General features: G+C 41.7%; 11 protein-coding genes. 7 read left to right on the forward strand and 4 right to left on the reverse strand.

Annotated elements, in window-relative coordinates:
• Positions 1-349: 349 nt before the first annotated feature.
• A complete protein-coding gene (locus J8M01_RS03515) occupies positions 350-1,807 on the reverse strand; it encodes a hypothetical protein (protein WP_211057026.1) in 1,458 nt (485 codons plus the stop codon).
• A gap of 274 nt (positions 1,808-2,081) precedes the next feature.
• The gene (locus J8M01_RS03520; protein WP_211057027.1) at positions 2,082-2,825 is read right to left on the reverse strand and encodes an AraC family transcriptional regulator; all 744 of its coding nucleotides are present in this window, start codon (positions 2,823-2,825) and stop codon (positions 2,082-2,084) included.
• Positions 2,826-2,987: 162 nt separating this feature from the next.
• Here J8M01_RS03520 and J8M01_RS03525 point away from each other — a divergent pair, with 162 nt between their 5' ends.
• The 6 genes from J8M01_RS03525 to J8M01_RS03550 are packed head-to-tail and all read left to right on the forward strand — an operon-like array spanning position 2,988 to position 9,676.
• Positions 2,988-4,139, forward strand: a complete 1,152-nt coding sequence (locus tag J8M01_RS03525) for a Gfo/Idh/MocA family oxidoreductase (RefSeq protein ID WP_211057143.1) — start codon at positions 2,988-2,990, stop codon at positions 4,137-4,139.
• Positions 4,136-5,194, forward strand: coding sequence for a sugar phosphate isomerase/epimerase (locus tag J8M01_RS03530; protein WP_211057028.1), 1,059 nt, complete (start codon positions 4,136-4,138; stop codon positions 5,192-5,194). Before J8M01_RS03525 ends, J8M01_RS03530 begins: the two co-directional genes overlap by 4 nt.
• Before the next feature lie 4 nt (positions 5,195-5,198).
• On the forward strand, positions 5,199-6,422 hold the full coding sequence (locus tag J8M01_RS03535; protein ID WP_211057029.1) for an MFS transporter: 1,224 nt from the start codon (positions 5,199-5,201) through the stop codon (positions 6,420-6,422).
• A gap of 10 nt (positions 6,423-6,432) precedes the next feature.
• Positions 6,433-7,047 (forward strand): gluconate 2-dehydrogenase subunit 3 family protein, encoded by a 615-nt coding sequence (locus J8M01_RS03540; protein WP_211057030.1) that lies wholly within the window; start codon positions 6,433-6,435, stop codon positions 7,045-7,047.
• Positions 7,048-7,056: 9 nt separating this feature from the next.
• Positions 7,057-8,787 carry a GMC family oxidoreductase gene (locus J8M01_RS03545; RefSeq protein WP_211057031.1) on the forward strand — a complete coding sequence of 577 codons (1,731 nt, stop codon included), beginning with the start codon at positions 7,057-7,059 and terminating at the stop codon, positions 8,785-8,787.
• Between the two features lie 10 nt (positions 8,788-8,797).
• Positions 8,798-9,676, forward strand: a complete 879-nt coding sequence (locus J8M01_RS03550) for a sugar phosphate isomerase/epimerase (protein WP_247670976.1) — start codon at positions 8,798-8,800, stop codon at positions 9,674-9,676.
• 270 nt (positions 9,677-9,946) lie between these two features.
• On the opposite strand, the gene J8M01_RS03555 is transcribed toward J8M01_RS03550, so the two are convergent.
• Both J8M01_RS03555 and J8M01_RS03560 read right to left on the reverse strand, forming a co-directional pair.
• Complete coding sequence (locus tag J8M01_RS03555; protein WP_210995301.1) at positions 9,947-10,375, reverse strand: response regulator; 429 nt, start codon at positions 10,373-10,375, stop codon at positions 9,947-9,949.
• A gap of 15 nt (positions 10,376-10,390) precedes the next feature.
• Positions 10,391-12,484, reverse strand: coding sequence for a CHASE domain-containing protein (locus tag J8M01_RS03560; RefSeq protein WP_211057032.1), 2,094 nt, complete (start codon positions 12,482-12,484; stop codon positions 10,391-10,393).
• A 517-nt stretch (positions 12,485-13,001) separates the two neighbouring features.
• On the opposite strand from J8M01_RS03560, the gene J8M01_RS03565 reads away from it, so the two are divergent.
• Positions 13,002-15,077 carry a TonB-dependent receptor gene (locus J8M01_RS03565; RefSeq protein WP_211057033.1) on the forward strand — a complete coding sequence of 692 codons (2,076 nt, stop codon included), beginning with the start codon at positions 13,002-13,004 and terminating at the stop codon, positions 15,075-15,077.
• Positions 15,078-15,108: the final 31 nt, after the last annotated feature.

Genomic DNA, 15,108 nt, shown 5'->3' on the forward strand with positions numbered 1-15,108 from the left:
ATTGAATTTCGGTTGTAAGAATTGTGCTGCTGATAGCTGATAGCTGATAGCTGATAGCTGATAGGTTCAGAGCTAGGCGATACAAAAGTAACACGTTTTTTAGGTGGGCAATTTGCTCTTTTATTGCAAGGTTTGATATTTTCATCTTAATATCGCGTATTTATACAACATAACAATATTGGCATAAATTCCATTCGTTACACTTTATGCTGCCAACACTTTTGACGTTGAATTATGAGCATCTGAGTGTGTAACGAGTCGCATAGTAGCGCAATAATGTATTTAACAAATGTGTATTAAAAGCAGTATTAAGCCACATGCATGTGGCTATTTTAATCGGTAATTACCATCAAGTAGTGGGTATAATTTCCCAGTCGGTACACTGTAGGTGGTCGCTAGTCGCGTTGCAAAGTGCAGACCAAATAGTCACAAAATGGGCTTTTTGAATATCACTACCACTGTGCATAATACTATTTGAAATAGCGGTTAACAGGGGGGGACCAGACAGGTAAGGGTGAGAATTCTTATATTTCTTATAGATCCAGTTATCTTGACCTAATTTATCTTTAAGTTGTCGTTTGCGTGTAGAGTGTAGGTCGTTTTGTTCATCTATTTTTTGCTGCGCATACCTTGCTTCTGGCTTTTTGGCCGTGGTGGTGGTTGAGATTAAGTTTGGCAGTGGAATATTCGCTTGTGTGACCATTTCGGTGTAACCATCTTGCATTAAACGCAAACGGTCGGACCCAGTTGTTACGGAGGTGGATGCTAAAGTGACAGGCCAAACGCGATCCAGTTGGATTTTCGATAGGGTTGATGTGCTGTGAATGCCTAGGTACTCATCAGGTAAGCCAAGCATATGTCCAAATTCGTGTGTCATAACTATGTATTTGTGAGGCACGGTTCGTTCGACATTGTTCGGCGTTCGAATAACAATGAGTGCCCCTCCATCTTGACCTGAAATGGTATGGTTGCGTGAGCGTGTTTTTAGAAATTTAACGGCGTCTTTTGCCCATTGTTCAGAAGTATCTGATGCAATGGCAAAGTTATCTCCTGTAATACGTGTGTTAATGTAGTTAGCAATCGCAGTGGCACGATTGGACTCTAAATTGTGCGTAAACATGCCGTCATTTTTACCTTTTAGGCCGATGACATACGCTTTAATACCCAGCACATCAGATGTTCGCCTCATTCTAACAATCGCAAGAAAGCGATCTAGGTAAGTTTTCATGCTTGATGCCAATATATGCTGATTTGCTGAAAAAGTAACATAGTCCCCATCACCAGCTGGCAATAAACTGCGTAATCCGGCGCGGATCAGCCCTTCTTTGTAATTAAAAATGTATTCTTGATTTTTGGTAATATCAACTTCGTTGGCGAAATTGTTCACGCCACACACATGTGGGGTTACACCGTGATTTATGCCGCCACTTGATTTATATCGGGCCAGTTTTTTTACTTCAATAACATATTGGCAATAGGCAGGGTTGTTTACTTGGGCAATGACAAAGTCAATATTCATGACAAACTCTTCCCAACCCGGTTTGATACAGCGAATTTTATAGTTATTGGACCATTTATCGATAATGGCACGGCGCGTTGCTCGTTTAAAATCACTTTTTTGAGTCATTGTCCAAGTCAGTTGATCTTGGGTATTATCAATAAATCGATAAAAAACTTTAACTATCACGGTGATTTTTTTCTTGTGCGGCTCTACTCTAAGGTCAAACTTTCCGATGTTGGTAGCAGGTACAAAATTTTTGACAACTAAGTTACCCCTTATGCCATCCCTGATAAATTCGTCTTTCATCTCAACTCTTTTATATCACACTGCAAATTACGCGTAACTATAGCTGAATGTGTGCATCGGAGCAAAATTTAAGCCTCTATATTTAAAGCATTTTTTAAATTTAATATGCTGGGGTGAAGCGCTGTAAGCCTTGCTTTAATCATTTTATAAGATGTATTTGCGAAAATATGAACCGGTGATTGGAGGTATTATAAATTCGCTCACATAGTCAGTCTTTACGATGATAAAAAATCTTAAACCCAAAGCATAAAGTTGTTCACTCATGCTTGTTTTATCAAAGATCTATTTGGCTATCAGTACGCAGCTGTGATGGTGTCATACCGAAAAACCGCTTAAATAGCTTACTGAAATAGCTAGGATCCACAAATCCGGTGTCAAAACATACGGATGATATAGGCAGCGTTGTCTCGATAAGTAGTTTGCGCGCTTGTTCTAATCTGATCTCAATCAAAAATTGTTTAGGGGTTTTAGCTAGGTGTTTTTTAAATCGTCGCTCTAGTGCACTAACTGACAGATGAGCGATGTCAGCAAGTTGTTCGACAGTGATCTGATTGTGATAATTGGTGCGAATAAATTCAACCGGTGTTTTTATGGCGTCAATATTGGCGAGCGTGGTTGAAGTTTTCTGTAAATGCCGTGTTATACCATAAGTGCCGATGATCTTATTCTTGTCATCAAAAATGGGTCTTTTTGTGGTGGTAAACCAAGCTAAATCCCCCTTTTTGGTTTGATTCATTTCGAACCGCTCAGTGACGCACTCTCCTTTGAGTACATTGTTATCGTCTTGAATAAATTGGCGAGCAACATGAGACGGCGAAAAATCAAAATCATTCTTGCCAATAATATTTTCTAGCCGTGAAACCCCCATGTGCTCTAAAAAAGTATGGTTCGCATATATAAAACGGTGCTTAGAATCTTTTACCCAAAATAAAATGTCTGGAATGAAATCGTACATGAGTGCCATTTGCTTTACACCCATTTTCTCCATGAAAATTAGTTGGTTATCGTTCTTTTTCATCGCTTTGTAACCTCTGTTTTTAGTCGGGGCTTAAAATGACATGACGCTGAATTAGTTATATAGTTCACTGAATTTATCTTACCCACATAAGTGACAAAATCATAGACTGGTCGTTAAAGAATGAAATGAAAAAATGAGTAACAGCCCGTGAAAAGAATAAAAATGGGGATGGTAGGGGGAGGCAATGGTGCGTTTATTGGTGCAGTACACCGTATGGCCGCCTCATTAGATGGTGATATAGAGTTAGTGTGTGGTGCTTTTAGCGCCAATGAACAAAGCTCTATGAGCTATGGACAAAGCTTAAATTTAGATCCTGCTCGATGCTATGGTTCTTACCAGCAAATGTTCATTGAAGAAGCGAAACTACCCTCTTCACAAAAAATGGATTTCGTCGTTGTGGTCACGCCGAATCATTTACATTTTCCTGTTGCTAAAATGGCACTAGAAGCTGGGTTTCATGTGCTCAGTGATAAACCCGCCACTTTTGATTTAACACAAGCATTGTTGTTGGAGGCGTTGGTGGAAAAGTCTGGACGTTTGTATGGACTGACACATACATACACGGGCTACCCATTAATCAAACAAGCAAAGCACCTTGTGAAGCAAACTGATTTTGGTCGAGTTACAAAAGTGGTTGTGGAATATAGCCAAGGCTGGTTGGCGGTGGATGACGGTAACAAGCAAGCTCAGTGGCGACTCGACCCACAGCGTAGTGGTATGAGTTGCTGCATGGGAGATATCGGTGTTCATGCTGCTAACCTTGCTGAGTATGTGAGTGGTTCAGATATTACGGCAATCTGCGCAGATTTAACCGCCAGCAAAACAGGCCGAGTACTTGATGATGATGGCAGTGTGTTATTGCAGTTTAATAATGGCGCAAAGGGCGTTTTGCTTGCCAGTCAAGTGGCGGTTGGAGATGAAAATAATTTAACTCTGCGCGTATACGGAGAGCACCAATCTCTGCAGTGGAGCCAACTTGAACCCAATACTTTACTGTTAAAATCAGCAGTTCACCCAACACAAGTGATCCGCACCGGTATGGCCAGTCTTTGCACGCAGGCGAAAATGGCTACGCGTTTACCCAGCGGACATCCTGAGGGATATATTGAAGCCTTTGCCAATATATATCGAAATTTTACGATGCAGATCCGTGCCTTCGAACAGGGGGATGCTACGGCCCGGCATAACTTTGACATACCAGACATCTCAGATGCTGTCAGAGGTATGGCATTCATTGAACATGTTGTTGCAGCGAGTCAATCAACACAGAAATGGCACCCAATATCATTGGTGTCCACACAGAGGTCAATATGAATCAAATAAAAGGCCCTGGCATATTTTTAGCACAGTTTATTCAGGATGAAGCGCCATTTAACTCTTTATCAGAAATCGGCCAATGGGTTGCTGATTTAGGTTATAAATCAGTGCAAATCCCGACGTGGGACAAACGCATTTTTGACCTAGAGCTGGCGTATGAAAGTGACAGTTATTGCGACGAAGTGAAAGGGACTCTGCAAGATTTAGGGCTGCAGATCAGTGAGCTTTCAACGCATTTACAAGGTCAGCTCGTGGCGGTTCACCCAGCGTATGATAAACAGTTAGATGCCTTTGCGCCACTTGAGTTCCAAGGGAATGCACAGGCACGCACACAATGGGCCATTGCACAATTGAAGATGGCAGCAAAAGTCAGTGAAAAATTGGCACTCACTGCACATGCCAGTTTTTCAGGGGCATTGTTGTGGCCAAGTGTTTATCCGTGGCCGCAACGGCCAAGTGGACTCATTGACGAAGGGTTTGCGGAGCTCGCCAAGCGTTGGATTCCTATTCTTAACACATTTTTAGACAGCGGTGTTGATGTGTGTTTTGAACTACACCCGAGTGAAGATTTACACGATGGAGCGACGTTTGAACGATTTTTGACAGCAACAAATGCGCATCCAGCTGCAAATATTCTTTATGATCCGAGCCACTTTGTTTTGCAGCAGCTTGATTATCTCGCTTTTATTGACCATTACCATGACCGTATCAAAGCGTTTCACGTTAAAGACGCGGAATTCAGAATGAATGGCAAAAGTGGCGTATATGGCGGTTATCAAGATTGGCAACATCGGCCTGGTCGTTTTCGTTCGTTAGGTGATGGGCAAATAGATTTTAAGCAAGTGTTTAGCAAGTTGACTCAATATGGGTTTGATGGATGGGCGGTGCTTGAATGGGAGTGTTGTATAAAAGATGCGCACGAAGGCGCCAAAGAGGGCGCGCCATTTATCAATAAACACCTTATTAAACCTGCACAGCGTGCGTTTGATGATTTTGCATCGAGTCAAGCTGACAGTCAATTGAATCGCCAAATTTTGGGTCTAATGGAGTAAAACAATGAATCATATTCAGTCAAATAAACTGTTTATTGCTTGCTGTTTAGCGTTAACGGTCACGGCTATGACGTTTGCGATTAGAGCTGCAATATTAACCCAGCTTAGTCAAGACTTCGCGCTCACGGACACCGAGCTTGGGTGGGTTAACGCAATGGCTTTTTTGGGGTTTCCTGTTGCGACTGTTATTGGTGGGTTGTTGTACAATACGCTGGGCGCAAAAAAATTGCTGGTGGTCGCTTTTGTCGGACATGTTATTGGCTTAGCATTAACTATCAGCGCTGTCGGGTTTTGGTCGTTAATCATTTCAAGTTTTTGTATTGGTTTTGCAAACGGTGCCGTAGAAGCTGGGTGCAACCCTTTGGTTGTGCAGCTGTATAAAAATAATAAAACAACCATGCTCAACCGCTTCCATGTCTGGTTTCCTGGTGGCATTGTTATAGGCGCATGTGTTGCGATGGGGATGTCGCATTTAGCGCTATCTTGGCAAAGCCAAATCGCGATTATGTTCATCCCTACCGGTATTTATGGTTATTTAATCGTACATCATACTTTTCCACACACTCAAACAATACAAGCTGCTACGGCTGTAAACGTAAAGAGTTTGCTCTCACCACTCTTCATATTTATGGCTTTTTGTATGTCTTTGACTGCGGTAACAGAGCTTGGCACACAGCAATGGATTGAGCGAATTTTAGGGGCGTCGGGCGCAAGCCCAATGGCGATTATGGCAATGGTAACCGGATTAATGGCGGTCGGTCGTTATTTTGCTGGCCCCTTAGTACATGCGCTTAATGCGACTGGTGTGTTACTTGTCTCGGCTATATTTGCAACGTTGGGCATATTTTTAATGAGTGTTGCATCTGGCGTGGAAGTGTACATTGCAGCCTTTTTCTTTGCGCTTGGCGTAACGTACTTTTGGCCCACAATGTTGGGCTTTGTTGCCGAAAAATTGCCACAAACAGGCGCGATAGGATTGTCTCTGATGGGCGGAATTGGCATGCTATCGGTCAGCATTTGGAGCCCCGTTATAGGAAATTGGATCGACCTATCAAGAGAGTACGCTTTGCAGCGTAACTTATCAGCAGCTCAAGCTGAACTGATCGCTGGGCAAACAACACTCGGGTATTTGATGATATTTCCATGTGTACTGATATTTGCCTTTTCTATTTTATTGGCGTACCAACGTAAAAATAATAATTTTGAGCAAAATGAAGATGTTGCATAGGAGTACAGCAATGAGTGAAACAGTGGATATTGACAATAACAGGCGGCATTTTCTACACAGCTTTACGGTCTTGCTTGGGAGTGCGACGGCGGCACAGCTTATTGATGGCTCTGGGTTGTCGTCAGCCCTAGCTTATCGGGCCAAAGAAGACAGTACGGCGCAAGATGCCATGGTATTTAAGCAATTACACATGCAAATGCTTAAGTGCATATGTGACCTAATTATGCCCAAAACCGAGACTTTATCGGCCAGTGAATTGGATGTTCATGGCTTTGTTGATCATCAACTGAACACAGTGTATTCACAGCATCAGCAAGTACAAGCAATTGGTTTATTAGAAAAAATGACACGTACAAGTCAGACTCATTTTAAGCATGACTTTCATGTATTGCGCTCCGCAGCGCAGTTAGAAATTCTGGCGTCGATTGAGAATCAGAGTATGGGTTTTACTGAGCAAGATACAACGATATTTAAGCTGCTAAAGAGCTTGATTGTATTTGGTTATTTTACCACTGAGTATGGGGCCACTGAGGTGTTGAAATATCAGGCGATACCTGGTGGATACCGAGGTTCAATTCCCTATAAGTCAGTAGATAGCAGTTGGGGGTCTCTAGGATTTTACTAGATAAACATCATGACAGACTTATATATTAAAAATACCAAAGAAAAATTCGATGTGCTCGTAGTTGGTTCTGGCATAACCGGTGGGTGGGCGGCAAAAGAGTTCTGTGAACGTGGATTCAAAACTTTGATGGTTGAGCGCGGGCGAGTTGTTGAGCACCAAAAAGATTATATTGGAGAGCATAAAGGACCATGGTTGTTTGACAATCGTATGAAAGTTGACAACTTACTGACGGCGCAACAACACTACGTACAAAAGCTATGCTATGCCTTTAGTGATTCGACCAAGCACTTTTTTGGTAATGATAGAGATTTACCTTACTCGACAGCAAAAGGCACGGGTTTTAGTTGGATCCGTGCAAATCAATTAGGGGGAAAGTCGTTGCTTTGGCATCGGCAATCTTATCGCTTTAATCAGTGGGATTTCCAAGCGAATAAGGCGGATGGATATGGTATTGATTGGCCGTTACGGTATGCAGATTTAGCACCTTGGTATGACCATGTTGAACAGCATGCAGGCATTGCCGCACACAACGATAATTTGGATGTTTTACCGAATAGTGTATCGCAGCCGGCTTTTGAATGGACCGCACCTGAGAAAATGCTCAGAGATAAATTTAGCTCACTATACCCAGATAGGCCTATGGTGATGGGACGGGCTGCACATTTAACAAAACCTACTCAGCTGCACCTATCTCAAGGCAGGGTAAAATGTCAGGCGCGTAATGAATGCCAAAAAGGTTGCTCATTTGGCGCATATTTTTCGACCCAAAGCTCAACGTTACCCGCAGCAGCTAAAACGGGAAATTTACACATCGCGCCAAATAGTGTGGTGCATAGTTTAATTTATGACTCTCGTCGAAATAGAGTCACGGGTGTGCGAGTGATTGACAATGACACCCTAGAAACACGAGAGTATTTTGCCACAGTGGTATTTTTGTGCGCGTCTACGTTAGGCTCTACACAAATTATGCTGAATTCAAAATCACACTCTTTTCCCAATGGTATTGCAAATAATTCCGGCGTATTAGGACATTATTTGATGGACCACAATTACAATGCGGGAGCCGTGGGCATCGTTGAGGGGTTTGACGCAGAGTATTATTCGGGTCGGCGTCCAACTAGTCCCTATATTCCAAATTTTCAGTATAAACCAAGCCGCTATGCAAAGGGTTACAAGCGAGGATATGCGCTTGCCGCATGGTCAAGCCGTGAAGATTGGCGAGCAATCGCAAAGCAAGATGGCTTTGGGGTGGATTTCAAGCGTAAATTAACACAAGCAGGAAGGTGGCGGTTTGGTTTGTCTGCGCAAGGAGAAATGCTACCAAGGTACGAGAATCATGTGGCACTTCATGCTACGAAAACAGATAAGTGGGGGATACCGCAACTCGTTATAGATTGCCAATGGTCAGACAATGAAAAGCGCATGATGGATGACGCCGCCGATACAGCGAAAGAGATGTTGACCAAGGCAGGTTTAAAAGACGTGTATAGCTATACACGCTATCATGAGCGTCACCCTGGGATTGCAATTCACGAAGTGGGCACCGCTAGAATGGGCGCAGACCCAAAAGCATCGGTACTGAACGGTTTCAACCAGTGCCACGATATTCCAAATCTTTTTGTCACTGATGGCGCCAGTTTTTGCTCTACTGCCACGGTTAATCCATCACTGACATTTATGGCAATCACGGTGCGAGCAGTTGATTACGCCGTTAATGAACTTAAAAATAACAGGATTTAAGGTAACACGAATGAGTAAAACATTAGCCGTAATGGCATTATCAAGTTGCGCTTTGATGGGGTGTCAAATAATAGACAATAAGCAAACACAGCCAGATGCAACAGCCTCAACACCGCAAGCAGCTAAAGTCAGTGTGCAATTGTGGTCAGTGAAAGACACATTAAAACAAGATTTCAAAGGGACATTACGACAGTTGGCCAATATGGGCTTTGAAGGCGTTGAGTTTGCAGGCGAATTTGGCCCGTATAAACATGATCCTAAAGGGTTAAAAAGCTATTTAGATTCACTTGGGCTGCAAGCCAGTGGCGCACATATCGATTTTAAACAGTTCTCAGATGAGCAATTTGCCGACAGTGTGCACTTTTATCAAACGTTAGGCGTGAAATATTTAATTGATCCATGGGAAAAGCGCGCATGGGACCATACTCAAGTCGCCAGTGTTGTGGATGATTTGAATCGTTTAGCTGATAAGCTTGAGCCTTACAATATGCAAATTGGGTATCATAACCATCAACATGAATTTGCAGATTATAAAGAGTCAACATTTTGGGATTACATTGCTGAAAATACAAAATCAAATGTGGTGTTGCAACAAGATGTAGGCTGGACTTCCTTTGCAGGTAAAGACCCGGTGTCTTATGTTAAAAAATACCCAAATCGTACCATCACCACGCATTATAAAGTGGTTATTCCAGAACAGAATTCAGCGGATCTATCTCCGATCATCGGCCAAAATAACGGCATAGATTGGTATAATTTAACGCAAGCTTTGTACACTGACGGAGGTGTACAGTGGATTGTGTTAGAGCAAGAGGACTACCCAGAAGGACTTACTCCATTACAATCGGTTAAATTATCGAAGTTAAATCTAGATAAAATTTTACAGTAACCATCTGATTTATATATTTTTATTAATCGATTCGGTTAGTGGAACGCGCTTTTTAGATATTTAACGTATCGAAATATATCGATGTGCTGTGATTTAAACTCGATAGACCGCTTAATCACAGGCTGATTATTTATACGAGGTATTTAGGCGTTTAAGTCTTATAATGCGCACTGTAGATGCTTAGGTTGTGGTAAAAGTAAAAGCATAGTTAAACGCTTAACTCCACCGTGAATAAAAGATTTTATTCACGGTGTGAGGAGTGACTCACCGTTATGTGCCTGGTAGCTCAACAATGCGCCAATAATGATCTAAGAGTTTGACCAACTCATCAAAACCATGTTGTAGATTTTCTTTTACAATATAACCTGCGATGTTTTGATCATAGGCAGCAAACTTATCTTGCTCATCCTTACTGGTGGTTAGCACAAAGACGACGCTACCTTTGAGCTGTTGATCGTTTCGTAGCTCAGCTAAAAGCTCAAGACCACCCATTCGTGGCATGTTAAGGTCGAGCAAGATCAAAAAAGGTTTTGGTACCTCGTCATTTTTTAATAACTCTAGTGCGTACATCCCATCTTTTGCGCGTATGATAGGATTAGCAATACGCATTTTTTTAAAAGCTCGGACAACACTCTTCGCATCTATATCGTCATCTTCGACTAATAAAATCGATGCGTGTTTGTAATTCACTTCACTCATATTTTATTTTTACCTCTATAATATTTTTGGCCACGTAAATGTAAAACAGGTACCACTGACCCCATCTGAAATGACATTAATCCCACCTTTATGATAATCCAGTAGCTTTTTAATAATTGATAACCCCATACCACTGCCCTCGACATCGTCTCTGGGCTTAAGAGTTTTAAAAAGTTCAAAAATCTGCTGATGATACATAGGGTCAATACCTACACCATTATCAGCAACAGAGAACTGATAGTGGGTAATGTGTTCTTGACCCGACACATCAATCATTAATTTACCCTCGCCTTTATGTTTAATTGCGTTGCCAATGAGGTTGCGGAAAATGGTTTCAAGTGGCGCGATAGGTGTATTAATTTCAGGTAAAGTAATGTCGCAGGTCATTGAGATGTTCTCAGAAGAGGGCTGTAAGTCAAATATATTGAGCACCAAATCATGGACGTTAGCTAGTTGAATTTCGCCACCTTTTCGTCCTACACGAGAATAAGCTAATAAATCTTCCAATAAGCTTTCTAAGCGTGCTGTTCTGCTTTTAAGTAAAGACAAATTCTCTTTGGTTTCCTCATTTGCAAACTCTATGATGTCTTCTTCTATCCAGCAGGAAAGTTGCATAATGCCTCTTAATGGGGCTTTTAGGTCATGAGAGGCCACATACGCAAAGTCATTTAACTCTTTATTACTGCGCTTAAGTTCTTCGGTTATTTTTACATGTTCGGCCATATCTATAATCGTGGCTAACACTTTCAAATCATTACCATCTTTAAATTGTGCAATGCCAATTTCAGCAGGAAATTCATAACCGCTTTTTGTCATCCCGAATATTTCGCGGCCTATACCCATTTGGCGGTGCGAGGGGTTTTTATGAAAGCTGTTACGATGCTGAGGGTGATTGGGTTGAAATCGTGAGGGTACGAGCATTTCAATTTTTTTGCCGATGAGCTCATCATCGGTGTAGCCAAAGAGTGATTTGGTTTGCGGATTTATTTGCTCTATCACCCCTTCGTCACTGGTAATGATGATCCCGCAAGGTGCCGATTCAATGATGTGTCTGTAATATTCTTCTTTAATGGCGAGAGAATGTGTAATTTGATTGGCGATTGCCATTGCACTGTTTTGTGAGCGGGTCAATGTAATAAAAATAAACAACAACAATGCGTCAATCAAAATACCGCTACCTAAAATAATAAGCGGTTGGCTTGAGTGTGTGGATGTTCTAAACGACAGCGCTGATTGAATATGAAACGTCCATGGTCTGCCGTACATATTGAGTGTGACTGTTTTACTAAACAGTGGTTTATCGTCATAGTGATGATTGCTTTCGGTGAGCTCGTCATACAAGTTGTCTTTACCATCAAATATACTAAAAACAACCTGCCTATTACTTTGTTGTAGTGTGCCTTCCATTAATTTGTACATAATAAATGGGGCGTATATGTGGCCAACAAAGTGTGTTTGTCTTTGTGCAAGGCTGGTGGTTTCAGAGGTATCGTAAAAAGGAATAAACTGTAAAAACCCGGGCGTTTTCTTTGCGTCCTGCACAAGGACTATGGGGGCAGTAATTTGTGTGGACGCAGTATCTCTGGCTTTTTTAGCTGCACTAAAGCGATTATGTTCAAAAGCCATATCTAGCCCAACCGCCTTCATATTATGCTCAACGGGCTCTATGTAAGTAATTGGCCAGTACTCTTGTTCTTGATGTTGTGGATGAATGGCGAAATTAGGTCTGATTTTACGTTGCTGTATGAGAAACGAGTCGAGTTCGCTTTTTGGGATATGGTAAATAATGCCAATGCCATTTATACCCGGGTAAGATTCGGAGATATTAAGTGTGTCAGAAAATGTCTTCCAATCACTGGCTGGAGTTTGCAAAGAGTAGGTTTGAACTGCTGCGGCGCCTGCTTTTAATGCAATTTCATAATGAGACATACGTTCTGATATTTGGGTTAAGAGTAACTCGGATTGAGCTTTAAATAAAGCTGCTCTTTTGGCCTGAATTTGGTTATCCGATATTTTCCATGCTGTCACGGTGAGCAAGAGTGATGCAAATACAACAAGCCAATGATACCAATGTAAGAACCGAGCTGGAGAGACCTGCTTTTTTGTCATTGTAATTCCCTTTCCCTATCCTTATGCGTGATTTTGCGGCGAACCAGTCGACTATTCATTATGACAATCGCACTTATGGGCAAATCCTTAGTACTTGAGTGTAGACCAATAGAAAAATACTGGAGAAAATTTCCAATTAATAAGTGTTTACGTTCATTATTCAATTAAGGTGCGTTATAGAAAAGTACGTGCAAGGTGTGTCACCAGAGACCGTGGTACAGGTTTGCCCTATGTTGTGACTGCATTGTGAAAAGCATTTTCATATACGTAAAGCAAACTACGACAAGCACTCTGGCGTAATAATGGCAGCGCTCGTAGTTGTTATTTTTTTGATAACTAATCATATCGAAAATAGCCATTGAGTTAATTTGTTTACACCCATCGGTCGGACTTTAAGCAAACAGTAGGGAGCATGGCAATAAAGCCCTAAATACAATTGCAAATAAAAATAAATCGCATTAATCTTCCTGCGATTTTGCACCTAATGTGCAGTGAATTTTTAGTTTGGAGTGTATTCATGCGTTACTCGGTTTTATGTTTAGCTGTTGGTTCAGCGATAGCGGCATCTAATGTGTCGGCTCAGTCGTCAGATGTAGAAGTTATTGAAGTAAAGGGCACTTACTTCAACGATTATCAAGTCGATACGGCCAAAGGTGCTTTGCGGACTGACACCTCCTTACTTGAGACTGCACAGTCAGTATTTGTTATCTCAGATACTGTGATAGATGAGCAGCTCGCAACAACGCTTGGGGAAGTACTGAATAATGATGCCAGTTTGACCGCCGGGTCTAAGCAGCGAAATCGTGAAACATTTAACCTCCGTGGTTTTGGATTAAGTTCATCAAATGGTTATTTGCGTGATGGTCATCAGCATTGGTCACACTATCAGCAACCAATAGAAACTTTAGAACAAGTTGAAATAATCAAAGGCCCATCTAGTATTTTATACGGCCAATCAGGTCCGGGTGGTTTAGTGAATATGGTCACTAAAAAACCCACTGCGAATACACTGGTGAATCTTGGCGTTGATTTTGATCATTTAGGTTCTACACGTGCCACATTAGATTTGGGTGGTGCGTTAACACATGCTGAAGATGTGCGTTATCGAACTGTTTTAGTGAAACAAGACGTGAATTTTAACCGTGAATATGTCGATGGTGCAGCGCGTACTCGAGACCGCTTTTTAGGTTCAATCGTTCTTGACTATGATATTAACGAGCACAGCTTTGTGCGTGTTCATTATGATAGAACAAATGATGAAGCAGGTTTAGATACTGGTGCGTGGTTAGATAATAACGGGCAGGTGATTGGGCACGACAAAACAATCAGAGACTTCTCTTGGGCATTTACTGATATAACTGTTGAAAATAAGGGTATTGATTTTAAACAAGTTTTATCTGAAAGCTGGCAAGTAACAGTTGGCTACAATGAGCAAGATTTTTCTCGTCAGCGTTTTGAATCAGCTCCGCGTAAGCCGGATGATTATCAGCTGGGCAAAAGTTATGACTCTCGTCCGTACGATCGCTTTGACGATTGGCAGTTTACTACCGCATTTGTTGATGTGACGGGGGAGTTCGAATTCGGTGGAATTGATCATCAGGTGCTTATTGGTGCTAACTCATTAGACTATTACTACGGGCAGCTTCGAGTTAAAGCAGAATCCGTTACGTTTGTTGAAGGGAGTGATCAACCACTGCGTCCTGCTATCAGTTATGCAACAGACGACTCACTATATACCAGCGAATTTGATTACTATGGTATTTATGTTCAAGATTTAATGACAATTAACGAGCACTGGCAGATTTCGCTAGGTGGTCGTTATGACAAACAAAATAAAGAAGGCGCTGATAACGAGTCATTTCTACCTAAGGGTGGAGTGTTATATCACCCAAGTGACAATGGCACTGTGTATTTTAGTTATTCAGAGGGGTTTGAGCCTCAACGAAGTGATAGGCTAGATAATAAAGAAGATGAAAATCACAATATGAAGCTAGATGCTGTGACATCGCAGCAGTATGAAGTGGGCACAAAATGGCAGTTGGCTGATGATAGATTGCTGGTGACAGCAGCTGCGTTCGATATCAGTAAAACAGGTATGCTTATTTCAGTACCGTCTGATAGTGCAGAATATCAGACAGTAACGACCCAAGCTGGTGAACAGCGTCATAAGGGTGTTGAGTTTACAGCACAAGGCGCAGTAAACGATCGGTTGTTTGTGATGGGATCACTGATGAATTTAAATGCTGAATATGTCCAAGACAAAAAGTATCAAGGAAACACCCCAATTGATGCTCCTCAGTGGTCGGCATCATTGTGGTCACGCTATGAGTTTAGCGATGTCTTTGCTATTAATGCCGGGGCATTTTATCAAGGTGAACGTTTTGCGAATTATGAGAATACCATAACAAAAGCGGCGTACACACGAATAGACGCAGGTGCAACTTATAAACTCGGCCTTAAACAAGCCGATGTTAATGTGCGTTTTAATATTGAAAACCTATTTGATAAAAATTACCTTGCAGGCGGTGGTGTAAATAACGTAACTGTTGGTGAAGAGACAACATTTAGATTGGCGTTACACGCCGCATTCTAATATTTTTGTGTTAAATGACTAAGGCGCTGAT

The sequence above is a fragment of the Pseudoalteromonas sp. MMG005 genome, assembly GCF_018101015.1.
GTDB classification, from domain to species: domain Bacteria; phylum Pseudomonadota; class Gammaproteobacteria; order Enterobacterales; family Alteromonadaceae; genus Pseudoalteromonas; species Pseudoalteromonas aurantia.

What these genes read in the sequence shown, in the direction of transcription:
- J8M01_RS03565 (WP_211057033.1), top strand. Translation starts at nt 13,002, where the DNA reads ATGCGTTACTCGGTTTTATGTTTAGCTGTTGGTTCAGCGATAGCGGCA.
- J8M01_RS03525 (WP_211057143.1), top strand. Translation starts at nt 2,988, where the DNA reads ATGGGGATGGTAGGGGGAGGCAATGGTGCGTTTATTGGTGCAGTACAC.
- J8M01_RS03560 (WP_211057032.1), bottom strand. Translation starts at nt 12,484, where the DNA reads ATGACAAAAAAGCAGGTCTCTCCAGCTCGGTTCTTACATTGGTATCAT.
- J8M01_RS03545 (WP_211057031.1), top strand. Translation starts at nt 7,057, where the DNA reads ATGACAGACTTATATATTAAAAATACCAAAGAAAAATTCGATGTGCTC.
- J8M01_RS03530 (WP_211057028.1), top strand. Translation starts at nt 4,136, where the DNA reads ATGAATCAAATAAAAGGCCCTGGCATATTTTTAGCACAGTTTATTCAG.
- J8M01_RS03555 (WP_210995301.1), bottom strand. Translation starts at nt 10,375, where the DNA reads ATGAGTGAAGTGAATTACAAACACGCATCGATTTTATTAGTCGAAGAT.
- J8M01_RS03550 (WP_247670976.1), top strand. Translation starts at nt 8,798, where the DNA reads ATGAGTAAAACATTAGCCGTAATGGCATTATCAAGTTGCGCTTTGATG.
- J8M01_RS03540 (WP_211057030.1), top strand. Translation starts at nt 6,433, where the DNA reads ATGAGTGAAACAGTGGATATTGACAATAACAGGCGGCATTTTCTACAC.
- J8M01_RS03515 (WP_211057026.1), bottom strand. Translation starts at nt 1,807, where the DNA reads ATGAAAGACGAATTTATCAGGGATGGCATAAGGGGTAACTTAGTTGTC.
- J8M01_RS03535 (WP_211057029.1), top strand. Translation starts at nt 5,199, where the DNA reads ATGAATCATATTCAGTCAAATAAACTGTTTATTGCTTGCTGTTTAGCG.
- J8M01_RS03520 (WP_211057027.1), bottom strand. Translation starts at nt 2,825, where the DNA reads ATGAAAAAGAACGATAACCAACTAATTTTCATGGAGAAAATGGGTGTA.